Raw genomic sequence first — 23887 nt, 5'->3', positions numbered from 1 at the left:
ATTGTGGCAAAAAGAACACATAATATTGCTCAGCCTGTCGCTATTCGGCACCATCCGGGCGATTGGGGCCGAGGTCGATGCCCAGCGTATCAAGGCGCTTGCGCAAGGTGTTGCGATTTATCCCCAGGGCGCGGGCGGCGCGCAGCTGGTTGCCGCCATGCCGGGCCAGCATCGCCTCGATCAGCGGGCGCTCCACCTCGCCGATGATCCGGTCGTAGAGCGTGCCATCGTCGAGCGTGCGGGGCTCCTCGATCGCGATGCGCTCCAGCCGGGCGCGGACCGCCGCCTCGATCCCTTCGTCGCGAGTCGCCTGTACCGGCATGGCCCCCGCTTCGCCCAGCGCGCGGCGCAGCGCCTCGCCGTCGATCACTTCGTCGCGGCTGAGCGCCGCGATCCGGCGCATCAGATTCTCGAGCTGGCGGACATTGCCCGGCCAGTCATAGCTTTCGAGCACCCGCACCGCATCGGCGGCCAGGCTCTTGCGCGGCAGGCCGTCCTCGGCGGCGCGATCGAGGAAATGGCGGGCGAGCAGCGGCACGTCGTCACGGCGCTCCCGGAGCGAGGGCAGTGCGACCGGGACGACGTTGAGGCGGTAGAACAGGTCCTCGCGAAACTGCCCGGCCTGGACCAGCGCGGCCAGGTCCTTGTTGGTCGCCGCGACGATGCGCACGTCCGCCTTGATCGCGCGGGCGCCGCCGACGGTGGTGAACTCGCCCTGCTGGAGCACGCGGAGCAGGCGCGTCTGCGCGTCCATCGGCATGTCGCCGATCTCGTCGAGGAACAGCGTGCCGCCCGCCGCCTGCTCGAACTTGCCGGCGACGCGAGCCTGGGCGCCGGTAAAGGCGCCGCGCTCATGGCCGAACAGCTCGGCCTCGATCAGCTCGCGCGGGATCGCGGCCATGTTGAGCGCGACGAATGGCGCGCGGCGGCGCGGCCCCATGTCGTGGATCGCCTTGGCGACGAGCTCCTTGCCGGTGCCCGATTCGCCCGAGATGAGCACGGTGAGGTCGTTGGCGACGACGCGGGCGATGACCCGGTACACTTCCTGCATCGCCGACGAGCGGCCGATCAGCGACGGGCCGCCATCCATCTCCGCTTCGGGCAGCTCGGCGGGGGCGCGGCGGCCACGGGCGATGGCGCTGCGCACCGCCTGGCCGAGCACGTCCAGGTCGAACGGCTTGGGCAGATAGTCGAACGCGCCGACCTCGGTGGCGCGGACCGCCGTCGCCAGCGTGTTGCGGGCGGAGAAGACGATCACGGGCAGCGCGGGATGCTCGGCGGTGAGCCTGGCCACCTCGTCCAGGCCGTTGCCATCGGGCAGCACGACGTCGGTGACGAGCACGTCGGGCAAGGCGGCCGCGATCGCGCGGCGCAGCTCCGCCAGGCTCGCCGCGGTCGTAACTTCATGGCCCTCGCGGCGCAGCGCCGCGGCGACCACGGTGCGGATCGCGCTGTCGTCGTCGACGACCAGGACCGCGCCGGTCATGCCCGGGCCCTTGGCAACAGGATGCGGAAGACAGTCATTTCGGGGGGGCGCTCCCGGGCATATTGGACGATGCCGCCCATGTCGCGGACCAGCTTCTCCACCAGCGGCAGGCCGAGCCCCTTCCCCTCCGGCTTGCCCGAGACGAAGGGCTCGAACAGATGCTCGGCAATATCCTCGGGCGCGCCGGGGCCATTGTCCATGACGAGGATCTCGATCGGCAGCGGCAGGCGGGGGCGGCCGCTGCCGGTACTCACCGAAACCCCGTGGCGATAGGCGGTGGCGAGGACGATCCGCGGCTGGGCGAGCCCGGCGAGCGCCTCGGCGGCGTTCTTGAGCAGGTTCATCATCACCTGCTGAAAGGCATGGGGATCGATCAGCACCGGCGGCAGCGAAGGGTCGAAGCGCTCCTCGATCACCATGCCGCGCGCGAACCCGGCCAGCGCGACGCGGCGGGCATGGTCGAGCAGCGGATAGACGTTGGTCGGCTCGAGCTTGAGCGGCCGCGTGTCGGTGAAGTCCTGCATCCGGTCGATCAGCGCGGCGATGCGGTCGACCTCGGTGGTGATCAGCCCGGTGAGCTCGCGGTCCTCGCCCGCACTGGCCAGCAGCTGGGCAGCGCCGCGGATGCCCGAGAGCGGGTTCTTGATCTCGTGCGCCAGCATCGCCGCCGCCCCCACCGCGGCGCGGGCCCCGGCAGTGCGGTCCGCCCCCTGCGCCACGCGGCGCGACTGGGGGGCGTGGTGTAGCGTGACGATCCGCCAGCCCGGATGGTCGGCGACATGGCTCTCGACGAAGTCCACCCGGATGCGCGGGCCGCGCACCGCCTCGATCTCGGTGTCGAAGGCGGCGAAGCCATGCCCGTCGCGACGCTCGACATAGCCGTCGGGCGGGCTCAGCACCGCGTCATAGGGCTGGCCGATCATCGTCGTCTCGGCATGGTTGAGCATCGCCTCGCAGGCCGCATTGGCATGGGCGATCCGCCCGTCGGGATCGATGACGAGGACGGCGACCGGCAGGGCGGCGAACGTCTCGGCGAAGTTCGGCCCGAGGGCCGGTGCCGGACGCCGCCTCAGGCCGCCGCGCGGGAACGCCACGGCGCGTAGAATTCGTCGAGCATCGCCAGCACCGTCCTGGCGTCGGCTATCTGATTGACCTTGTTGCGGAACTCCGCCGAACCGGTGAGGCCCTTGGTATACCAGCCCAGATGCTTGCGCATCATGTTGACGCCGGTCATCTCGCCATAGTGTTCGAGACTTTCGACGTAATGCTCTATGATCACTCGATATTGCTCGTCGATACCAGGATCGGCGCGCTCGCCCTTGCCGGTCAGCGCGTCCATCACCTGGCGCAGGATCCACGGCTTGCCATAGGCACCGCGCCCGATCATCAGCCCGTCCGCGCCCGACTGGCGAAGCGCCTCGCGGGCATCCTCGACCGAGCAGATGTCGCCATTGACGATAACCGGGATGCGCACCGCGTCCTTGACCGTGCGGACGAAGCTCCAGTCCGCCGATCCGCGATACATCTGGTTGCGGGTGCGGCCATGGACCGTGACCATCTTCACCCCCAGATCCTCGGCGATGCGGGCCAGTTCGGGCGCGTTGAGGCTGTCATGGCACCAGCCCATCCGCATCTTGAGCGTGACGGGGACCTTCACGGCCTTGACGCAGGCATCGACGATCGCGGCGGCATGCTTCAGGTCGCGCATCAGCGCCGAGCCGGCGTCGCCATTGGTGACCTTGCGGACCGGGCAGCCCATGTTGATGTCGATGATCGCGGCGCCGCGATCCTCGTTGAGCTTGGCGGCCTCGGCCATTTCGGGCGGCGAGCAGCCGACGAGCTGCATCGACACCGGCTCCTCGATCGGGTCCCAGGCGGCCTTCTGGATCGACTGGCGGGTATCGCGGATGGCGGCGGCGCTGGCGATCATCTCGGTGACGTTCAGCCCCGAGCCGTAGCGGCGCACCGCGCGGCGGAACGGCAGGTCGGTCACGCCGGTCATCGGCGCAAGCAGCACCGGCGCTTCGACCGTGACGGGACCGATCTGGATGGGGGCGAGTTCGCTCATGCTATTGCCTGAAAAATAGGCAGAGGCGCCTACAGGTACAAGCGGCGATTGGCAAGTCGACGCTTCCGACGCCTTAAATCGGCTGCATATATGGGCGGGCCGTTCGAAAACCGCCCCGGCACAAACCTGGATCTCAGGCGATGGCGTACGGACAGTTGTTGCTCACGCGGAGGCGCGGAAGAGAAGAAGGTGGTTCGCGCAGAGGCGCAGAGAGCGCAGAGAGCGCAGAGATGTTTCGGCGATGCCCTCCATTGCGACGCTTCCAAGGCTAGCTGCCGCTGTGCTGGGCCAGCCACGAGCAAAACCCCTCTGCGCTCTCTGCGCCTCTGCGCGAACAGGAATCTCCGCGCCTTCGCGTGAAATCAAGGATCTCCGGGACGAGCGGTCGAGATCCCGGCCCAGGCCGGGATGACGATCCGGGGCGGGGGGTGACGGCCGCAGGCGCTTGCTCTAGGCCCGCGCCATGAGGACCATCGCCATCATTGTCGCCGCCGGGCAAGGCACGCGTGCCGGCGGGACCATGCCCAAGCAGTTCGCTCCGCTCGCCGGCAAGCCGATGCTCGAACATGGATTCGACGCCTTGACGTCACATCCGGCGGTAGACGACGTTTATGTGGTGATCGGCCCGGGCCAGGAGGAAGCCCTGCGCGCGGCGCTGGGCGAGGTGCCCTTCGCCATCGGCGGCGCGACGCGGCGCGAAAGCGTGGCCAATGGGCTGGCCGCGCTGGGCCAGGCGGATCGGGTGCTGATCCATGACGCTGCCCGCCCCTTCCTGCCCCATGCGGTGATCGACCGGCTGCTGGCGGCGCTGGAGACACATGACGGCGCCATACCCGGGCTGCCGGTGGCGGACACGCTCGTTACCGCGACGGGGGTGTCGGTTCCGCGCGACGGGCTGGTGCGCGTGCAGACGCCCCAGGCCTTCCGCTATGCCGCCATAGTGCAGGCCCATGCGGCCTGGCCCGCGGACGCGGAAGCGACCGACGATGCGCAGATGCTGCGCGCGCTGGGAATGGACGTTGCGGTGGTGGAAGGCAGCACGATGCTCGAGAAGATCACCCACCCCGCCGATTTCGCCGCTGCCGAAGCGCGGCACGGGGCGGCGATGCGGGTGCGGACCGCAACCGGCTATGACGTGCACCGCTTCGCCGAAGGCGAGGAACTCTGGCTGGGCGGCGTGCGGGTGCCGCATGCGCGCGGGCTCTCGGGACACAGCGACGCCGATGTCGCGCTGCACGCGATCACCGACGCGCTGCTCGGCACGATCGGCGCCGGCGATATCGGCATGCACTTCCCGCCCAGCGACCCGCGATGGCGCGGAGCGGCTTCGGCACGGTTCCTGGAGCATGCCGCCGCATTGGTGGCGGCAGAGGGCGGCGTGGTCGACTTCATCGACCTGACCCTCATCTGCGAAGCGCCCAAGATCGGGCCGCACCGGGAGGCGATCCGGGCGAGCATCGCGGGGATATTGGGGCTGCCGGTATCGGCGGTGAGCGTGAAGGCCACTACGACCGAGCGGCTGGGCTTCACCGGGCGCGGCGAAGGGATGGCGGCCCAGGCGATCGCCACGGTGCGAGTGCCGGCCGCCTGAAGCCCTCTCGCCCTCGGGGGAGCGGCGCAACCGTTCGTCCTGGATATTTTCGATTCTCACGCGGAGGCGCGGAGATTCTCGTTCGCGCAGAAGCGCAGAGAGCGCGGAGGTGTCTCGCGCCGCGCTAGCGGCGCCCTCCCTTGCGACGCTTCCTGAATTACCTGCCGCTGCCGCGGCGCTGGGGCCAGCCGCAAGCAAGACCCCTCCGCGCTCTCTGCGCCTCTGCGCGAACCATCTTCTTCGCAGCGCCTCCGCGTGAACAAACAGCTTTTCCGTGCGCTATCGCCTGAGATCCCGGCTTTCGCCGGGATGACGGAGCAGCCGGGCCGATTGGGGATCGGAACGAACTGACTCGCGTCGGCAACATTCCGGTGGCAAAGGCCCGCGCCTATGGACACGATTCTCCCGCCGGAGCTGGTCGCCGCCGCGCGCAAGGTGCTCGATGCCAATCGCGCCGCCGGCCGCCGCGTCGCCGTTGCCGAGAGCTGCACCGGCGGCCTCGTCTCGGCCGCGCTCACCGAGATTCCCGGCTCGTCCGACGTCTTCGACGCCGGCTTCGTCACTTATTCCAACGAAGCCAAGCACGATGTGCTCAAGGTGGGCAGCGACGTGCTGGAGACGTTCGGCTCGGTCTCGATCGCCGTCGCCTGGAGCATGGCGCGGGGCGCGCTGGAGCGCACCCATGCCGATGTCGCCGTGGCGATCACCGGCATCGCCGGCCCTGATGGCGGCAGCGAGAAGAAGCCGGTCGGCACCGTGGTGTTCGCCCAGGCCGTGCGCGGCGGCGATCCCGATCACATCGTGGCGGACGCTCGCCATTTCGAGAATAACGGCCGCGCCGGCGTGCGGCTTCAGGCGGCGCTGTGCGCGCTCGAGCTGCTGATGCCGGGCGCCTCCGCGCCCGAGGCGGACGAAGCCGACGTCGAATCGCCGTAGAGGCGCGCGGCGCGCTCCTCGAACGCATTGATCATCTTGCGGAGCGCCCGGTCGAACATCTGGCCGGCAAGCATTTCGAACACTCGGTTCTTGAAGGCGAAGTCGACCGAAAAATCGACCAGGCAGCCGCCCTGCCCGTCCGCCCGGAACCCCCAGTCATTGTGGAGGTGCTTCAGCGGCCCATCGACATATTCGATGTGCAATCCGTCGGGGCGCCGCTTCTCCACCTTCGAAGTGAAGGTCTCGCGCAGGCCCTTGAAGCCGACGATCATGTCCGCGACCATCTGGCTGTCGCTGTTCGAGCGCACCCGGATCGCGCTGACCCAGGGCAGGAACTCGGGATAGCGCGCGACATCCGCCACCAGGTCGAACATCTGCTCGGGGCTGTAGGGCAGTGGACGGGTTTCGGTATGCTTGGGCATCGTCTCTTCTAATTCCTCCCCGAGCTCGTCTCGGGGAAGAACCTCACTTGGCGCCCTTCGCCAGCTTCGCCTCGCGCGCGGCCTTCATTTCGGCGAAGTCCTCGCCGGCATGATAGCTGGAGCGGGTGAGCGGCGACGAGGCAACCTGGAGGAAGCCCTTGGCCCGGCCGATCGCGCCATAGGCCTGGAAGGCCTGGGGCGTGACGAACTCCTCGACCTTGGCATGGCGCGGCGTCGGCTGGAGATACTGGCCCATGGTCAGGAAATCGATGTCGGCCGAGCGCATGTCGTCCATCACCTGATGGACTTCGAGGCGCTGCTCGCCCAGGCCGAGCATGATGCCCGACTTGGTGAAGATCGTCGGATCGAGCCGCTTCACCGTCTCCAGCAGCCGCAGCGACGCGTAATAGCGCGCGCCGGGGCGGATGTTGGGATAAAGCCTCGGCACCGTCTCGAGATTATGGTTGTAGACGTCCGGCCGCGCGGCGACGATCGCCTCGACCGCGGCCTCGTGCTTGTTGCGGAAATCGGGCGTCAGGATCTCGATCGTCGTGGTCGGGTTGGCCTTGCGGATTTCCTCGATCACCTTGACGAACTGCGACGCGCCGCCGTCCGGCAGGTCGTCGCGATCGACCGAGGTGATGACGATATGCTCCAGGCCCATCTGCGCGGCGGCCTCGGCCACATGCTGCGGCTCGAGCGGATCGACCTTGCGCGGCATGCCCGTCTTGACGTTGCAGAAGCGGCAGGCGCGGGTGCAGACGTCGCCCAGGATCATCACCGTGGCATGTTTCTTGGTCCAGCACTCGCCGATGTTCGGGCAGGCCGCTTCCTCGCACACGGTGACGAGGTTCTTCGCGCGCATCAGCGCACGCGTCTTGGCGAAGCCTTCCGAGGTGGGCGCCTTGACGCGAATCCAGTCGGGCTTGCGCTGGCGCTCGGGGCGCGGTGCTGCGGAAAGATCGTTCATGCTGGCCAGATAGAGCGGCTGGGCCGGCGATTCCAGTCCCGGTTGCACTTTCGTCAATCGAAGGCCGGAGCAACAGTTCGATACAAATCTTGGCAGCCGCACGCGCGGGCGTTAGGGCATCGGCCATGACCGATTTCACCGACCTGCTCGACGGCTATCAGCGTTTCCGGACCAGCGAATATCGCCGCCATCGCGACCGGTGGTCGGGCCTGAGCGAGGGGCAGAGCCCGCGGGTGATGGTGATCGCCTGTTCGGACAGCCGAGTCGATCCCGCCCAGATCTTCGACACCGTGCCGGGCGAGATCTTCGTGGTGCGCAACGTCGCCAACCTGGTGCCGCCCTTCGAGGACGATGCCAGCCGCCACGGCGTCTCCGCCGCGCTGGAATTCGCAGTGAACCAGCTGGAAGTGCCCGAGATACTGGTGCTGGGGCATGGCGCGTGCGGCGGCGTGGCGGCGGCGCTTTCGCAGCGTTTCAAGGGCGCGCCGAACGGCCAGGGCGGCTTCATCGCCCATTGGGTCGACATGCTCGACCCGGCACGCGAGCGCATCGTCGCGGAGCACGGCACCGGGCCCGAGGCGGTGCGCGCGCTCGAGCTGGAGACGGTGCGGGTGTCGCTGGTCAACCTGCTGACTTTCCCGTTCGTCGCCGAGCGGGTTGCGGTGGGCAGGCTCAAGCTCCACGGCGCCTATTTCGCCATCGCCGACGGCGTGCTGCACGTGATGGGCGAAGACGGGGCGTTCGCGCCCGCCTGACGGCCTAAAGGCCCGAGTCGGCGCGCAGCGTGGCTTCGGGGTCGGCGATCGCTTCGGCGCGTTCCTTCTCGGATTTGGGCGTCGCGACCAGCGGCTTCGCCGCCGCAAGCGCGCGGCGATAGGCCTCGACCAGCGCGAGCTTCGGATCGGTGGCGATATCGGGCTGCACGCCCTTCCCTTCCCAATTGCCGTGCGTCGTCGGATGCTCGACCCGGCCATTGGGCACGAAGGCGCTCATGCCGGAGCCGAGCTCGACATTGCGATTGGCGGGATTGCCGCCGCCGCGGCTGGCCTCGCCGACCAGCACCGCCCGGTGCGCGGCCTGGAGATCATAGGCGACGCCCTCGGCCGCCGAGAAAGTGCGCTTCGCCATGAGGACGAAGACGGGACGATCGGCATAGAGCGGACCGCCGGCGGGCCTATCCGCCACCCGTTGCTCGACATCGAAGCTGCCATCGGGCTTGCGCCAGTGGATCCTCGCCATCGGGATCGCGGTGGCCGAGAGATGCCCGAGAAGGCGCGTATCGGTCGCCCCGCCGCCGCCGGTATTCTCGCGCAGGTCGATGATCAGCGCGCCGCTGTCCTTCAACATGTCCATTGCCTGATCGACCATGCGAGCGCCATCGGCATCGGCGGCGAAGTAGCGCAGCTTCAGATAGCCGATATTGCCCGGCAGCCGGCGAACCGCCATCAGGCCGTGCGCCAGGTGCCGCTCCAGCAGCGCCTCGTCCTCCGGGCTCTGCGCCGCCCGCCCGGGATCGATCGTATCGATGCGGATCTTCAGATGCTGGTCGCGCGAGTCGGCGAGCAGCTGGTTGACTTCCTTCACCAGCGTCTCGCGATCGCGGATCGCCAGCAGGCGCTTGCGCTCCTTGCGCAGCACCGCCTGCATCCGGGCGCCGGTCCGCGGATCGATATAGCCGTTCATCGACGCGATCAGCGCATCCACGGCATGGGCGACAGCGGACGCGGGCAAGTCGCCGGGCGCGGCCGCCGCGGGAACGGCGAGCAGCATCAGGCCCGCAACGGCGAAGATACGCATGGATGATTTTCCCGAAACCTTTGTGAGTTATTTGCATAACACACTATCGCGGACCTGGCCATGCGCGCGCGACGAAAAGGGACTATTCCGCAACCGGAACCGCCGTCAGAGCCCCAGCGCCTTCCTCGCAACCTTCTCCACTTCGGGATCGAGCTTAGGCGGCTCCATCGGCACATGCGCCTCGAGCGCATCGGCGATGGAAGTGAGGGCGGCGATGCGCGCCGCCTTCTTGTCGTTGCCGTCGATCACGATCCAGGGCGCATGCTGGGTGCTCGTGCGCGCGAACATCTCGTGCATCGCCTCGAGATATTGCGGGCGCTTGGCGCGGTTGCGATAGTCGTCGAGCCCGGTCTTCCAGCGCTTCCAGGGATGTTCCAGCCGGTCCTTGAGGCGCTTGTCCTGCGTCTTCTGCGTCACATGGACGAAGACCTTCACCAGCGTCGTGCCCGCGGTGACCTGCTGCGCCTCGAAATCGTTGATCTCGTCATAGCCGCGCTCCCATTCGGCCCGGTTGGCGAAACCCTCGACCCGCTCGACCAGGACGCGGCCGTACCAGCTGCGGTCGAAGATCGCGATATTGTGCTGGGCGGGCAGCCGCCGCCAGAAGCGCCAGAGGAAATGATGGGCCAGTTCCTCCTGGGTGGGCGCGGCGATCGGCCACACCTCGTAATAGCGCGGATCCCATTCGGCGGTGAGGCGCTGAATGATGCCGCCCTTCCCCGCCGCGTCCCAGCCCTCGAACGCGATGATCGCGCGGCGCCGGTGGACGATGTGCGCATAATGGATGTGGCTCAGCCGCTTCTGGATCTTGGCGAGCGCCTTGTCATAGTCGCCGTCGAAATCCTTGCCCGCTTCATAATCGCCCAGGTCTATCTTCATGCCGCCTCCGTGCGCGCCCAACGCACGATCCGCCTTGTCGCTCCCGCTGGCAAGCAGGAAGGCGCCGCGCTACGCTGGCCGGCAAAACGGGGGAGGCACGATGTTCAAGCCGATCACGCACAATCTCGCGCGACTGGCGCGCTTTTCGGGGCGCGACACGCGCGAGACCTTCTGGCCCTATGCCCTCACGCTGTTCGTGCTGGCGATGGCCGCCTCCGCCCTGGCCGTGATGCCGGCGGTGCTCGGGGCGATGGCGAAGATGCAGCGCTTCGCCGCCGAGCACCCCGACCAGGCCACCATCCGGCAGGGACCCGGCTCCTATTCGATCCAGATCCAGGGCTCCCATCCCGAGCTGATGCCCGATATGGGCGGCATCCTGCCGGGATTGGCGATCGTGCTGCTGGTCTTCGTGGCGCTGGTCGCCGCGGCGGTGGTGCGGCGGCTGCACGATCGCGGCAAGAGCGGCGCCTGGGCGCTGCCGCCGCTGATCTTCCTCGTGATCGGCATGATGCTGATGCCACGGCTGTTCGGCACCGCGCCGGATGGGCCGGACCTGTCGCTCCTGCCCCTGCTGTTCGTCAACAACCTGCTCTATCTCGCCTCACTCGGCTGGCTCATGGTCCTGCTCGCGGGCGACGGGACCGTGGGGCCCAATCGCCATGGCGAAGATCCGACACCGCCGGAAGCGCGCCAGCGCCGGCGATTGCCGCCACGCCCGCGCGACTGAGCCGCCCTGTCCCCGATCAGCGCGGCACGGCGGCGGCCGCTTCCGCCTGCATCGCCTTGATCTCCTCGGGCGACATGGGCGGGCCGCCATAGGCATCCTCGCCGCATTTGTCGTGCAGCGCCTGGGAAGCATTGACCATGCGCTCGCTCAGGGCGATCTGGCGGTCCATCGATGCCTGCATGTCCTTGGGCATGCCGCTCATCCCGGCACCCGCCGCCCGCGACACCAGCGAGCCGAGCATGCCGCCCCCCGGTATCATCGAGAGCAAACCGGTCGCTCGCATCGCGCTCTGGCGTGCCTGCGCCTTTTTCTGCATCGCATTGGCCTGTTTCGACATCACCACGCCCTCGCGCTGAATGTCGATCTCGATCTGCGAGACCTCGGCGCGGAGCGCGGCGCAGGCCGGATCCTTCGCCGGCGCGGCCGGCTGGGCGGGCGCGGCCTCGACAGTCGGAGTCTGCGGGGCAGGAACGTCCTGCGCCGCGGCCAGGCCGGCCTGGCCCGGCAACAGCACCAAGGTGGCGGCAAGGATCGGCATATATGGATTTCGCGCCATGATCAGTCGTCCGTCGGAGGATGGAGATCGGTGATCTTGCCCGCGGCATCGACCGCGAAGCGCCAGATCATCGCCTGGTTCTGGAAAGTGATCGCATAGCGGCGGACATGCTCGTCCTTGCCCGGCACGTCTTCGATCAGGCTCACCTGCTCAATGGGGCCCAGCGCGGTGAGCAGCGCCTGGCCGAAATCCTCAAGAAAGGGCACCGGCCCCTGCATGGCGCTGGCGGCATAGCGGCCGCGATCGAGCTTGCCGGCCGCCGCTTCGGCCAGCGCCGCGCGCATCAGCGCGGTGAGCGCAGGCGCGCCGTCGGGCAGGGTTGCGGGCGGTGGCGGCGCGGGCAGATAGAAATCGGCGACGCGGCGCGCCAGCAGCGGATAATAGCGCTGCTGGTTGGTGAGCACGATCACCGTCAGCCCCTCCCCCTCGGCATGGAGGATGTCGGCCAGGGCAGGCCCGCCGCTGTGCCCCACCACCTTGACGCCATGCCAGGTGCCGGCGGTCCATCCCACGCCGAAGCCCGCCGGCTTGCCTGTCTTGAGCAGTGGCGGCGTCTGCAGCAGCGCCCGGCTCTCGGGCTTGAGCAGCTCGCCCCGATCGAGCGCGGCGAACAGCGCCGCGAGATCGCGCGCCGAGCTGAACAGACCACCCGCCGCATAGCCGGTCTCGCCATAGAGGAAGCCGCTGATCCGCTGTTCGCCGTCCTTCCAGGCATGGACGGTCGCGCGCCGCGCCAGGGGCAGCGCCGAACGGAACGGTCCCCATTGGCGCTCGTCGTTGAAGCCGGTGTCCAGCAGGCCGAGCGGCGCGCAGATCTCGTCGCGGAAGATCGCCGCGATGCCCTTGCCCGCCGCCTTCTCCATCACGGCGCGCAGCACGACGAAATCGGTGAAGCCGTAGCGGGTCTCGGTACCGGGCGCATAGGCGAGCGGCGCCTTCTGCGCGGCAGCGATGGTCCCGGCCACCGTGTCCGCATGCTCGCCCAGCTGGTCGGACAGGCCGGAGCTGTGACTGGCGAGCTGGTGGATCGTGATGCCGCGCCAGGCGGCGGGCGCGTCGGGGAAGAAACGGTCCAGCGTATCGTCGAGGCGCAGCTTGCCGGCCTCGACAAGCCGCATCAACGCGATGCCGGTGAAGATCTTGGTCGCCGACGCGGTCTGGAAGCGCGTCTCGGGCGTGACCGGCGCATCCCATTCGAGATTGGCGAGCCCATAGCTGCGCACCGTCTCGACCTTGCCCTTGCGCACCACCGCGACCGCGACGCCGGGAATATGTCCCACTTCCATCTGGCGGCGGACATAATCGTCGATTCCGTCCGCCCGGACGGGCATCGCCGCGACCATGGCCAAGGCGGCCGCCATTCCCAACCTGCGCATGAAAAACCCTCCCGACACGAGCGGGGCGGGACTATCCGGCGCCGCGGCACCTCGGGAACGGCGCTGCGACCAAAGCCGACATTCTCACTTCGAAGGCGCTATCCGCTCGGCATCAACCCGGTTTTCGAGCGGCCTGCCCGCCTCGGCGTCGGCGGCGCTGCGCAGCGTGGTCTCGGCGATGGCGGCCAGCGCTTCCTCGGTCAGGAAGGCCTGGTGACCAGTGATCAGCACGTTGGGAAAGGTGAGTAGCCGCTGGAACATGTCGTCCGAGACGATCTCGTTCGACAGGTCCTCGAAAAACAGGTCGGCCTCCTGCTCATAGACGTCGAGCGCGACCGCGCCCACCTTGCGGCACTTCAGGCCTTCGATCAGCGCGGCCGTGTCGATCAGCGCGCCGCGGCTGGTGTTGACGATCATCAGCCCCGGCCGGGCGGCTTCGATCGCCGCCGCATCGATCAGATGCCGGGTGTCGGGCGTGAGCGGGCAATGGAGCGTGACGATCTCCGCCGCGCGCAGCAGCTGGTCGCGCGGCAGGTAGCGCACGCCGATCGCCTCCAGCGCGGGATCGGGATAAAGGTCGCTCGCCAGCACTTCGCAGCCGAAGCCCGCGCGCAGGCTGCGGGCGACCAGCGCGCCGATCTTGCCGGTGCCGATCACGCCGACCGTGCGGCCATGGAGGTTGCGGCCGATCAGCCCGTCCAGCGCGAAATTATTCTCGCGCACCCGGGCCCAGGCGCGGGGGATCTTGCGGTCGACCGCCAGCATCATGCCGATGGTGAACTCGGCGACCGCGTGCGGCGAATAGGCCGGCACGCGGACCACATCGATGCCCAGCCGCCGGGCAGCGGCGAGATCGACATTGTTGAAGCCGGCGCAGCGCAGGGCGACGAGTTTGATCCCCTGCCCCGCCAGCGTCTCCAGCACTTCGGCATCGACGATGTCGTTGACGAAGGCACACACTGCCTGGTGGCCGGCCGCCAGCGCGGCGGTAGCGGGCTCGAGCCGAGGCTCGAGGAAATGCAGGTCGTGCCCATAGGGAGCGTTCGCCTCGGCCAGGAAGCGGCGGTCATAGGGCTTGGTATTGAAGACGGCGATGCGCATGCGGGCACGATCCCCTGGGCAGGTGCCGCTGGCAAGGGCCTCCGCGTCCCTATTCCGCGTCATCCCCGCGAAGGCGGGGATCCAGAGCCACGAAGGGCCTCGCTCTGTTACCCTGGGTCCCGGCCTTCGCGGGGATGACGACAAGGAGGGCTCAGCAGGCCACCACGTTCACCGCGAGGCCGCCCTGGGCCGTCTCCTTGTATTTGGAGCGCATGTCCTCCCCGGTCTGGCGCATCGTCTCGATCACCGCGTCGAGGCTGACGACATGGCTGCCGTCACCGTGCATCGCCAGATAGGCGGCGTTGATCGCCTTGATCGCGCCCATGGTGTTGCGCTCGATACAGGGGATCTGGACCAGGCCGCCAATGGGATCGCAGGTGAGGCCGAGATTATGCTCCATGCCGATCTCGGCGGCATTCTCGATCTGGGCGTTGGTGGCGCCGAGCGCGGCGGCCAGCCCGGCCGCGGCCATCGAGCAGGCGACGCCGACCTCGCCCTGGCAGCCCATCTCGGCGGCCGAGATGGAGGCGCGCTTCTTGTAGAGAAAGCCGATCGCCGCCGTGGTGAGCAGGAAAGTGCGCGATCCCGCCGGGGTGGGATTGGCGCAGAAGGTCTCGTAATAGCGGAGCACCGCGGGGATGACGCCCGCCGCGCCATTGGTGGGTGCGGTGACGACGCGGCCGCCCGCGGCATTCTCCTCGTTCACCGCAAGCGCCCAGAGGCTCACCCAGTCGAAGACGAGCGAGGGATCGCTGCGCGGGCCGCGCGCGAGCAGGCGGTTGTGGAGGTCGCGAGCGCGACGCTTGACCTTGAGGCCGCCGGGCAGTTCCCCCTCCCCGCGCATGCCGCGATCGATACAGGCCGACATGGCGCCGCGCAGACTGTCGAGGAACGCGTCGGTCTCGGCATCGTCGCGCCAGGCCGCTTCGTTGGCGCGGACGATATCGGCGATGCTGGCACCCTGTGCCTCGGCAACCGCGAGCAGTTCGGCGCCCGAGGTGAAGGCGAAGGGCAGCTTGACGTTGGTCTGCGGTGCCTCGCAGCCACCCTCTACGATCGCGCCGCCGCCGATCGAGTAGTAGAAGGTCTCCCAGGGCTCGCCCTCGGGATAATGCGCGACGAAGCGCATGCCATTGGGGTGCGAGGGCAGGAAACGGTCCTCGCGGAAGATCAGATGGCGGCCCTCGACGAACGGCACCACGACATGGCCGCCGAGCGCCAGCTGCTGCTCGGCGCGAATCGTCTCGACGATGGTGTTCACCGCATCGGGATCGACGCTCTCGGGCTGATAGCCGGCAAGGCCGAGGATCGTGGCGATGTCGGTCGCGTGCCCCCGCCCGGTGAGAGCGAGCGAGCCGAACAGCTCGCAGGAGACGGCAGTCGGCGTCCCGCGATCGAGCGCCGCTTCGGCAAAGGCCGCGGCAGCGCGCATCGGTCCCACGGTATGCGAGCTCGACGGGCCGATGCCGATGGTGAACAGATCGGCGAGCCCGATGGTCGCCTCCACCCGGGCACGCGCCCGGGCGTTGGTCTCGTCAGACATTTCTACTCCTGCGTCCCGGCTCTGCCGGCCGGATTGCCCAAATGCGTTGTAGTTTTATGTCTGTAGGTTGAAGTTTTATAACTTCAACCCGGAAGCTGGATTGGGGGTGCGGTCGGCGGGCCCTGGCCGGTCAATCGATCAAGGGCGGCAGAGCGTAGCATTTTCGTGTGCGAAGATGGTCTTCGACCGTAGCGAGCGCTTCGCTGGTCTTCGTGTCGGACAGCGTGAAATGCTCTTCCCCCACCAGCTTGCCGCCGGCATCGGCGAGGGTGACGTGCAGCGCGTGCGGCGTGGTCACGGGCAATCCGTCATCGGCTTGCCCGATATGATCGGCATGGCCGGGAAAGGGTCGCATCTCCGGGTCGCCGGGCTGCGGCGGCGCCCAAAGCTCGTCGACGCGGCGCTGCCAGCGCTGGCTGCCATCGGCATAGACACGCATCGTCAGCGGCAGCCGCGGCTTCCGGGCGAGGCGGACACCGAAAAATGCGCCGGTCAGCACGCCCGGCAGCGCGCGCCTCTCGGGATCCAGATGGATCTCGGCGCTGAACTGACGCGGGCTTTCCGACAACATCAGCCGCATCGATACCGGCTTGTATGCCGCATCAACCGTGAGCGTCACGATTCCGAGCCGGCTCCCCTCGACATATTCGGAGGTGCAGAGCAATCCGTCGTCCAGCGGCGATATGCCGACGACCGCGAGCAGCGATGGCAGGAGGAAGAGCATTGCGCCATCCTTCCATGCGCTGGCCCGGCGAGCAACGGGAACTCCCGCTGGAGTGGGCCGGTGTTCCCCCTAACCGTCATCCCGGCTTTCGCCGGAATGACGGTGATGGGTTGGCTCAGCCCGCCGAGGGATCGACGATGCCGTCGGTGCCCTTCTTGGCGAGGTCCGCCGCCACCTGCGGCGCGAGGCGGATGTTGAGCTCCTTGAGCTGCTTCTCGCTGACAAACGACGGAGCCTGCATCATCAGGTCCTCGGCCTTCTGCGTCATCGGGAAGACGATGACCTCGCGGATGTTCGGCTCGTCGGCGAGCAGCATCACGATGCGGTCCACGCCCGGGGCCGAGCCGCCGTGCGGCGGGGCGCCGAACTTGAACGCGTTGATCATGCCCGCGAAATTGGTGTCGACATCTGCCTGGGTGTAGCCGGCGATCTCGAACGCCTTGTACATGATCTCCGGACGGTGGTTCCGGATCGCGCCCGAGGACAGCTCGATGCCGTTGCAGACGATGTCGTACTGATAGGCGAGGATGTCGAGCGGGTCCTTGGTCTCCAGTGCTTCCAGCTCGCCCTGCGGCATCGAGAACGGGTTGTGGCTGAAATCGACCTTCTTGGCGTCCTCGTCATATTCGAACATCGGGAAGTCGACGATCCAGCAGAATTCGAAACGCTTCCTGTCGATCAGATCGAGCTGCTCGGCGGCGCGGGTGCGTGCCAGGCCGGCGAGCTTGGTGGCGACCGCTTCCTTGCCGGCGGCGAAGAAGATGCCGTCGTTCGGGCCGAGGCCCATCGCGTCGGCAATCGCCTTCATGCCTTCCTGACCGTGGTTGTTGGCGATCGGGCCGCCGAACACGCCGTCCTTCTGGGTGGCATAGCCGAGGCCCGGGAAACCTTCCGACTGGGCCCAGCTGTTCATGTCGTCGAAGAACTTGCGGCTCTTCTCGTGCGTGTTCGGTGCCGGGACCGCGCGGACGACATCGCCGCCCTCGACGATCGAGGCGAAGCGGCCAAAGCCCGAGCCCTTGAAGAACTCAGAGACGTCGGTGATCAGTAGCGGGTTGCGCAGGTCGGGCTTGTCATTGCCGTACTTCAGCATCGATTCGCGGTACGGGATGCGCTTGAACGGGAGCGCCGAGACCGAGCGGCCCATGCCTTCCCAGTCGGCGAATTCCTCGAACACGCCGTGCAGCACCGGCTCGATCGCGGCGAACACGTCGTCCTGCGTCACATAGCTCATCTCGAAGTCGAGCTGGTAGAATTCGCCCGGGCTACGATCGGCGCGCGCATCCTCGTCGCGGAAGCAGGGGGCGATCTGGAAATATTTGTCGAAGCCGGCGACCATCAGCAGCTGCTTGAACATCTGCGGCGCCTGAGGGAGCGCGTAGAACTTGCCCGGATGGACGCGCGACGGGACCAGATAGTCGCGAGCGCCTTCCGGCGACGAGGCGGTGAGGATCGGCGTCTGGAACTCGGTGAAGCCCTGGTCGATCATCCGGCGGCGCAGCGAGGCGATGACGCTCGAGCGCAGCATGATGTTCTTGTGGACCTTCTCGCGGCGCAGATCGAGGAAGCGGTTCCGCAGGCGGATTTCCTCGGGATATTCGGCATCGCCGAACACCGGCAGCGGCAGCTTCGCCGCCTGCGACTGGACGACCACCGCGGTCGGGAAGATTTCGATCTCGCCGGTGTCGAGCTTCGGGTTGAGCGTCTCGGCCGAACGGGCGGAGACTTTGCCGGTTACCGTGATCACCGACTCGGGGCCGGCATTGTCGACGATCGGGAACAGGTCGGAGCCGGTCTCGATCACCACCTGGGTGATGCCGTAATGATCGCGCAGATCGACGAACAGCACGTTCGCATGCTCGCGGGTGCGGTGGATCCAGCCCGAAATACGGACGTCCTGGCCGACATGTTCGGCACGGAGCTGGGCGCAGGTGTGCGTGCGATAGGCGTGCATTTCCGGTCTTTCCTTTGCTCGCCACCCCCGCGAAGCCGGGGGGCCAGGGTCACGCGCGAGGTCGTCTTGGCCCCTGGATCCCCGCCTTCGCGGGGATGACGAATAAATTAGCGTGGGCGCGCATTCCTTGCAGACCCCACTTTTGTCAACCCGAAGACCGGTCTATGGGCCTTGGATGCATATCCATGGTCTGATTGAAGACAGCGCGACTCTCGCCAACCTCTGCGCCCGCCTCGCCAACAAGCCCTATATCTGTGTGGACACCGAGTTCATGCGGGAGAACAGCTATTGGCCGGAACTCTGCCTGATCCAGATCGCCGACGACGAGGAAGCCGCCGCGATCGACCCGATGGCGCCCGGGATCGACCTCACTCCCCTGCTCGACCTGATGGTCGACAATGAGGAAGTGCTGAAGGTCTTCCACGCGGGCGGGCAGGACATCGAGATCGTCTACAACCTCACCGGCAAGACTCCGCACCCGCTGTTCGACACCCAGGTGGCCGCCATGGCGCTCGGGCTGGGCGAGCAGATCGGCTATTCGAACCTGGTCGATACCTATCTCGGCTTCCAGATCGACAAGGGCGCCCGCTTCACCGACTGGAGCCGCCGCCCGCTCGACAAGCGCCAGATCGACTATGCGATCGCCGACGTCACGCACCTCTCCAAGATCTTCCCGCGCATGCTGGAGAAGCTCAAGAAGACCGGGCGCGGCGCCTGGCTCGACCAGGAGATGGAGCGGCTCGCCGATCCGGAGAACTACCATAACGATCCCGACGAGGCCTGGCAGCGCGTGCGCGTCTCCAGCCGCAAGCCCGAAGTGCTGGGCCGCCTCAAGGCGCTAGCCCGCTGGCGCGAGCTCGAGGCTCAGGGCAAGGACCTGCCGCGCGGCCGCATCGTCAAGGACGAGACGCTGGCCGATCTCGCCGGCAATCCGCCACGCAAGCAGAGCGACCTGGGCAAGGTGCGCGGCCTGTCGGCGGCCTGGGCCGGCAACGACATCGGCGGACGGCTGATGGCGGCGCTGGACGGCGCCACGCCGATGTCCTCCGACGAGCTGCCCCCGCGCGACGACCGCAAGCCCTCGCTCGGCAAGGACGGCGCGCTGGTCGCCGACCTGCTCAAGCTGCTGCTCAAGATCCGCGCCAAGGAGATCAACGTCGCCCCGCGCCTGCTCGCCCGCTCGGACGATCTCGAATCGCTGGCGGCCGGGGTGCGCGACGGGCTCGCGATCCTCGGCGGCTGGCGCTACGAACAGTTCGGCCGCGACGCGCTGGCGCTGGTCGAGGGTCAGCTCGGGTTCACCGTCAAGAATGGCAAGCTGAAGATGACCCGAACCGAGGAACCCAGCGAATGATCCGCCTCGCCCTCCCGCTCGCCGCCGCCCTGCTCGCCCTGGCCGGCTGCGCTCCGAAGGGGCCGCCCCGCGCGGTCCCCGGGGTAGAATGCAATGCCGAGCGACTGGGCGGGCTGAACGGCAAGCCGCGCGGCCCCGAGGCGGAGGGCGAGGCGCTGCGGCTCTCGGGCGCCAAGACCATACGCTGGCTCGCGCCCGATGCCGCAGCGACGATGGATTTCCGGCCCGACCGGCTGAACCTGCACCTCGACGCCGACGGGAAGATCGCCTCCGCCCATTGCGGCTGAAACGCCTCTCCCCTTCGTTTCGCGTCCGGGATATAAGCGGCGCGGCCGGGGGGCGATCGAGGAGAGACTGGATGCGCGCTATCGGCATGATCGCGACGGCCCTGCTGGCCACGGGCTGCATGGACGGCCATCCCGGCCCGATGCCGGGGCCACGCATGTGCAATGCCGGCGCGGTGCAGGGGTTCGTGGGCGCGCAGATGTCGCCACGGCTCCAGTCGCGGCTGCGCGCCCGCAGCGGTGCCGCGTCGGTCCGCGTGGTGCGCCCGGGCGAAGCGATCACGATGGACTATCGCCGTGACCGGCTGACCGTCGATCTGAACGAGCGCGGCCGGATCACCGGGATGCGCTGCGTGTAGCAGTTCGACGCAGCGCCTGTCGCCATCCCCGCAAAGGCAGGGATGGCGGAACGCTCCGTACGTCGCTCACACCTCCAGCACCGGCTCCTTGCCGAACGCCGCGGCGAGCGCCTTGTGGCGCTTCTCCACCGCTTCGCCATAGAGCGCCTCGTCCTCGGGATCGAGACAAAGGGCGAGCGTCTCCTCGTCCATGTGCAGCTCCGAACGCCGGATCGGCGCGGCGACACCGCCCGACAGGCGCTGGCCGAGGCGGATGGCCAGGCCCCAGAGCTTGGCGCGCCACAAGGTGTCGTCGTCGGCGAGCTGCGGCAGCGGCGCCGGCGTGTCGAGCCCGCCGCCCAGCGCGGTATAGAGCGCCTGCCCCAGCGCCGCGCGCCCCATCGAATCGATCGCCACCCAATTGCCATGCAGCGCCGCATCCAGGCCGCGCTCTGCGCGGAACTCGGGATTGGCGTGCCAGCCCACGTCGACGAGCTGGCAGGCGGCGTGGCGCAAGCGGCCCAGCTCGTGCGGCTCGCCGGCGAAGAGCGGCGCGATCCACCGGTCGAGCAGGTCGCCATGCTCCGGGAAACGGCCGAGCCGCTCGCCCTCGTCGCGCGTCGCGGCGATCAGCGGATCCTCCTGGCGCTGCTCGGGCGAAAGCCGCTGGAAGAGCAGCCCCTCGCGCAAGCCATAGGCCGAGACGATCGTGCCCCTGCTGCCAAGCTGCCGGAGCACCACGCCAAGCAGCAGCGCCGCGTCCTCCAGCGAGCCGATACGGGCGCTGGAGATGTTCGGGATCGCCTTCAGATCCGCGCGCGGCATCGCCGCGATCGAGCTGGCCAGCTCGCCGATCCGCGTGACCGCCATCGGATATTGATGCGCGATCGGCAGCGGATAATGCTTCAGGTGCATGTCGAGCCGGGCAAGGCTGCGCCACGAGCCGCCGACAAGATAGAAGGGCAGCCCCTTCCCCCGCCCCTTCCATCCGGCATCGCCGAGCAGCTTGGCGACGCGGCGATCCAGCGCGGTCTTGCCCTCCGCCCGGATCGCCCCGAGCCGGAGCACGCCGAGCGGGAAGGACACGCGATCGGTCACCGTGCCGGCGACCACGCGCACCAGCTCCAGCGAGCCGCCGCCGAGATCGCCGACGATGCCGTCCGCCTCCGGAATGCCCGAGAGCACGCCCAGGCCCGAGGCCATCGCCTCTTCCTCGCCCGACAGCGTCTCGACCTCCAGGCCCAGGCCGCGCGCCGCCTCGATCAGCTCGCGCCCGTTGGAAGCATCGCGCACCGCCGCCGTCGCCACGGTACGCAGCTCGTCAACCTGCATCTCGCGCGCAAGCGTGGCGAAGCGGGCGAGCGCGCCGCGCGCGACGGCAAGGCTGGCGGCGTCGATCGCCCCGGTTTCGGCCAGGCCACGGCCCAGGCCGGCCATCACCTTCTCGTTGAACAGGGTAGCCGGCAGCCGTGCCGAGCCCTGATAGACCACCAGGCGCACCGAGTTGGAGCCGATGTCGATGATCGCGGTGCGGCCCTGAATCCCTTCCGGCCTGGTGCGCGCCCGGCGAAACGGCAGCGTGTTCATGCCTTGGCCTTGGCCTTTGCCGGATCGCGGCGGCGCTTGAGCTGGAGCTTGGGCACCGGCTTGCGCGATTCGAGCGCCGCGCCTCGCCCGGAGAGCGACGGGTTCGTCATGAAATAGCGATGCAGGTTGAAGCTGCCGTCCTCGCCCGGCACGATGCGCGTATAATGCCCGTCGGGCTGGAGCACCCAGCTCTGCTCATTGTCCAGCAGGTTCGCCACCATCACCTGGTCCAGCACCTGGTCGTGCACCGTCTTGTTGAGGATCGGCAGCATGAACTCGACACGGCGATCGAAGTTGCGCTGCATCCAGTCGGCCGAGGAGATGAACAGCCGCGCGCCGTCATTGGGTAGCGCCTTGCCGTTGCCGAACGCCCAGATGCGGCTGTGCTCGAGGAAGCGGCCGACGATCGACTTGACCTTGATGTTCTCGCTCATCCCCGGAACCCCGGGGCGCAGGCAGCAGATGCCGCGGATGATCAGCTCGATCTCCACTCCGGCATTGCTGGCCTCGTAGAGCTTCTCGATCACGGCGGGATCGACCAGCGAGTTCATCTTGGCCCAGATCTGGCCGGGCCGTCCGGCACGGACATGGGCGATCTCGTCGTCGATCAGCTCGACCAGCCGGTTGCGCAGGTCGCGCGGGGAGATGCCGAGCAGCTCCAGCCCGTGCGGCTCCACATAGCCGGTGACATAGTTGAAGATCTGCGCGGCATCGCGACCCACCCGCGGATCGGCGGTGAAGAAGCTGATATCGGTGTAGATGCGCGCGGTGATCGGGTGGTAGTTGCCGGTGCCGAAGTGGCAATAGGTGCGATAGCCATTGCCTTCGCGCCGCACGACCATCGAGACCTTGGCATGGGTCTTCCAGTCGATGAAGCCATAGACAACCTGGACGCCGGCGCGCTCCAGCGCGGTCGCCCAGTACAGGTTCTGCTCCTCGTCGAAGCGCGCCTTCAGCTCGACCACTGCGGTGACGGACTTGCCGGCCTCGGCCGCGGCGATCAGCGCGTTGATGACGGCGGGCTGCTTGCCGGCGCGGTAGAGCGTCTGCTTGATCGCCACCACGTCCGGATCGGCGGCGGCCTGCCCCAGGAAGGAGAGCACGACGTCGAAGCTCTCATAGGGGTGGTGGACGACGATGTCCTTGGCCTTGATCGCCGCGAAGCAATCGCCGCCATATTCGCGGATCCGCTCGGGAAAGCGCGCCGAATAGGGCGTGAACTTCAGGTCGGGCCGGTCCTCGTCGACCAGCATGGCGAGATCGCCGATGCCCAGGAAACCGCCCGTCTCGGTGAGCAGCGCCTCGCTGCCGCCCAGCTCCTCCTTGAGCACCGCCTCCAGCTCGGGCGAGATGCTCTCTTCCATTTCCAGGCGGATCACCCGGCCGCGCCGCCGGCGCTTGATCGCCGAGCGGAAGGTCATGACCAGGTCCTCGGCCTCTTCCTCGATCTCGATGTCGCTGTCGCGCAGCACGCGGAAGGCCGCCGCGCCGAGCGAGGTGTAGCCGGGGAAGAGCAGGTGCGAGAAATGCTTGAGCACCGCCTCGACCGCGACATAGCGCGCCGGATTGCCGGGCAGCCGGACGAAGCGCTTGATCGCGGTGGGCAGCAGCACGAGTTCGCGCACCGGCTCGCGATCCGACTTGCGGACCAGGTCGAAGATCACGCTCGATCCCTGGTTGGGGATGAACGGGAACGGGTGCGCGGGGTCGAGCGCCTGGGGGGTGAGGATCGGGAAGATCTGGTCGCGGAAATGCCCCTCCAGCCAGGTCTCGGTCTCGCCCTCGATGGCATCGGCGTCGAGGACGTGGATGCCGGTCTCGGCCAGGTCCGCGCGGATCGCGGTCCACACCGCCTGCTGGTTGTCAGCCAGCGTCTCAGCCTCGGCGGAGATGGCGGCGAGCTGCTGGCCGGGCGTGAGCCCGTCGGCCGAGCGCGCCTCGACCTTCTGGAGCTGCTGGCCCATCAGGCCCGCCACGCGGACCATGAAGAATTCGTCGAAGTTCGAGCCGGAGATCGACAGGAAGCGCAGCCGCTCGAGCAGCGGATGGGCAGGGTTGGTCGCCTCTTCCATCACGCGGCGGTTGAAGGCGAGCCAGCTGAGCTCGCGGTTGAAGTAACGCGTGGAATTCTCCGGCAATTCGGTCATCTGGGTCCCTTCGACGGCCTGCCTGTTCGCTGCCTTGGCCATCGCCG

Annotated in this window: 22 protein-coding genes; 7 read left to right on the top strand and 15 right to left on the bottom strand. The window is 68.1% G+C overall.

Translation table 11 applies throughout. From position 1 onward, the window contains the following. Positions 1-40: 40 nt before the first annotated feature. From ntrC to dusB, 3 genes are read right to left on the bottom strand one after another with little or no spacing between them, the layout of a single operon-like run. Positions 41-1486, bottom strand: a complete 1446-nt coding sequence (ntrC, locus tag OMP43_RS22050; RefSeq protein ID WP_280281716.1) for a nitrogen regulation protein NR(I) — start codon at positions 1484-1486, stop codon at positions 41-43. Next, entirely contained in the window at positions 1483-2580 is a 1098-nt protein-coding gene (locus OMP43_RS22045) for an ATP-binding protein (protein ID WP_280281715.1), read from the bottom strand. The genes ntrC and OMP43_RS22045 overlap by 4 nt, the downstream gene beginning before the upstream one ends. Beyond that, entirely contained in the window at positions 2556-3554 is a 999-nt protein-coding gene (gene dusB, locus OMP43_RS22040; protein WP_280281714.1) for a tRNA dihydrouridine synthase DusB, read from the bottom strand. The genes OMP43_RS22045 and dusB overlap by 25 nt, the downstream gene beginning before the upstream one ends. A gap of 463 nt (positions 3555-4017) precedes the next feature. Here dusB and OMP43_RS22035 point away from each other — a divergent pair, with 463 nt between their 5' ends. Further along, positions 4018-5145 (top strand): bifunctional 2-C-methyl-D-erythritol 4-phosphate cytidylyltransferase/2-C-methyl-D-erythritol 2,4-cyclodiphosphate synthase, encoded by a 1128-nt coding sequence (locus OMP43_RS22035; RefSeq protein ID WP_280281713.1) that lies wholly within the window; start codon positions 4018-4020, stop codon positions 5143-5145. A 390-nt stretch (positions 5146-5535) separates the two neighbouring features. Beyond that, complete coding sequence (locus tag OMP43_RS22030; RefSeq protein ID WP_280281712.1) at positions 5536-6081, top strand: CinA family protein; 546 nt, start codon at positions 5536-5538, stop codon at positions 6079-6081. Here OMP43_RS22030 and OMP43_RS22025 read toward each other — a convergent pair. Then, positions 5997-6503, bottom strand: a complete 507-nt coding sequence (locus OMP43_RS22025; protein WP_280281711.1) for a type II toxin-antitoxin system RatA family toxin — start codon at positions 6501-6503, stop codon at positions 5997-5999. The two genes, OMP43_RS22030 and OMP43_RS22025, sit on opposite strands and share 85 nt — an antisense overlap. A 43-nt stretch (positions 6504-6546) precedes the next feature. Further along, on the bottom strand, positions 6547-7473 hold the full coding sequence (lipA, locus tag OMP43_RS22020) for a lipoyl synthase (RefSeq protein ID WP_280281735.1): 927 nt from the start codon (positions 7471-7473) through the stop codon (positions 6547-6549). 125 nt (positions 7474-7598) lie between these two features. Here lipA and OMP43_RS22015 point away from each other — a divergent pair, with 125 nt between their 5' ends. Further along, positions 7599-8228, top strand: a complete 630-nt coding sequence (locus tag OMP43_RS22015; protein WP_280281710.1) for a carbonic anhydrase — start codon at positions 7599-7601, stop codon at positions 8226-8228. 4 nt (positions 8229-8232) lie between these two features. On the opposite strand, the gene OMP43_RS22010 is transcribed toward OMP43_RS22015, so the two are convergent. After that, a complete protein-coding gene (locus tag OMP43_RS22010; RefSeq protein WP_280281709.1) occupies positions 8233-9270 on the bottom strand; it encodes a S41 family peptidase in 1038 nt (345 codons plus the stop codon). Positions 9271-9375: 105 nt separating this feature from the next. Then, positions 9376-10149 carry a polyphosphate kinase gene (locus tag OMP43_RS22005; protein ID WP_280281708.1) on the bottom strand — a complete coding sequence of 258 codons (774 nt, stop codon included), beginning with the start codon at positions 10147-10149 and terminating at the stop codon, positions 9376-9378. A gap of 100 nt (positions 10150-10249) precedes the next feature. On the opposite strand from OMP43_RS22005, the gene OMP43_RS22000 reads away from it, so the two are divergent. Further along, entirely contained in the window at positions 10250-10876 is a 627-nt protein-coding gene (locus OMP43_RS22000; RefSeq protein WP_280281707.1) for a DUF805 domain-containing protein, read from the top strand. 16 nt (positions 10877-10892) lie between these two features. On the opposite strand, the gene OMP43_RS21995 is transcribed toward OMP43_RS22000, so the two are convergent. The 6 genes from OMP43_RS21995 to aspS form a co-directional block, all read right to left on the bottom strand. Further along, positions 10893-11432, bottom strand: a complete 540-nt coding sequence (locus OMP43_RS21995) for a hypothetical protein (RefSeq protein WP_280281706.1) — start codon at positions 11430-11432, stop codon at positions 10893-10895. 2 nt (positions 11433-11434) lie between these two features. Further along, entirely contained in the window at positions 11435-12808 is a 1374-nt protein-coding gene (locus tag OMP43_RS21990) for a serine hydrolase domain-containing protein (protein ID WP_280281705.1), read from the bottom strand. 84 nt (positions 12809-12892) lie between these two features. Further along, positions 12893-13909, bottom strand: coding sequence for a 2-hydroxyacid dehydrogenase (locus OMP43_RS21985; RefSeq protein WP_280281704.1), 1017 nt, complete (start codon positions 13907-13909; stop codon positions 12893-12895). Positions 13910-14060: 151 nt separating this feature from the next. Continuing rightward, a complete protein-coding gene (locus OMP43_RS21980) occupies positions 14061-15452 on the bottom strand; it encodes an L-serine ammonia-lyase (protein WP_280281703.1) in 1392 nt (463 codons plus the stop codon). Between the two features lie 130 nt (positions 15453-15582). Then, positions 15583-16176, bottom strand: a complete 594-nt coding sequence (locus OMP43_RS21975) for a hypothetical protein (RefSeq protein WP_280281702.1) — start codon at positions 16174-16176, stop codon at positions 15583-15585. Between the two features lie 115 nt (positions 16177-16291). After that, positions 16292-18130, bottom strand: a complete 1839-nt coding sequence (gene aspS / locus OMP43_RS21970) for an aspartate--tRNA ligase (RefSeq protein ID WP_280281701.1) — start codon at positions 18128-18130, stop codon at positions 16292-16294. 175 nt (positions 18131-18305) lie between these two features. Here aspS and rnd point away from each other — a divergent pair, with 175 nt between their 5' ends. The 3 genes from rnd (at position 18306) to OMP43_RS21955 (ending at position 20127) form a co-directional block, all read left to right on the top strand. Beyond that, positions 18306-19484: a ribonuclease D gene (rnd, locus tag OMP43_RS21965; RefSeq protein ID WP_280281700.1), complete on the top strand. Its 1179-nt coding sequence runs from the start codon at positions 18306-18308 to the stop codon at positions 19482-19484. After that, a complete protein-coding gene (locus tag OMP43_RS21960) occupies positions 19481-19771 on the top strand; it encodes an I78 family peptidase inhibitor (protein WP_280281699.1) in 291 nt (96 codons plus the stop codon). The genes rnd and OMP43_RS21960 overlap by 4 nt, the downstream gene beginning before the upstream one ends. A 71-nt stretch (positions 19772-19842) precedes the next feature. Then, positions 19843-20127, top strand: a complete 285-nt coding sequence (locus OMP43_RS21955; protein WP_280281698.1) for an I78 family peptidase inhibitor — start codon at positions 19843-19845, stop codon at positions 20125-20127. A gap of 66 nt (positions 20128-20193) precedes the next feature. Here the strand turns inward: OMP43_RS21955 and OMP43_RS21950 are convergent, their stop codons facing one another. Continuing rightward, positions 20194-21693 carry a Ppx/GppA family phosphatase gene (locus OMP43_RS21950; protein WP_280281697.1) on the bottom strand — a complete coding sequence of 500 codons (1500 nt, stop codon included), beginning with the start codon at positions 21691-21693 and terminating at the stop codon, positions 20194-20196. Next, positions 21690-23882, bottom strand: a complete 2193-nt coding sequence (locus OMP43_RS21945; RefSeq protein ID WP_280281696.1) for an RNA degradosome polyphosphate kinase — start codon at positions 23880-23882, stop codon at positions 21690-21692. Before OMP43_RS21945 ends, OMP43_RS21950 begins: the two co-directional genes overlap by 4 nt. Between the last annotated feature and the right edge of the window lie 5 nt (positions 23883-23887).

The organism is Sphingomonas sp. CBMAI 2297 (assembly GCF_029870595.1).
Lineage (GTDB): Bacteria > Pseudomonadota > Alphaproteobacteria > Sphingomonadales > Sphingomonadaceae > Sphingomonas.
Note: the sequence above shows the minus strand (reverse complement) of the source record. Positions and strands in the feature narration are given on the sequence as shown.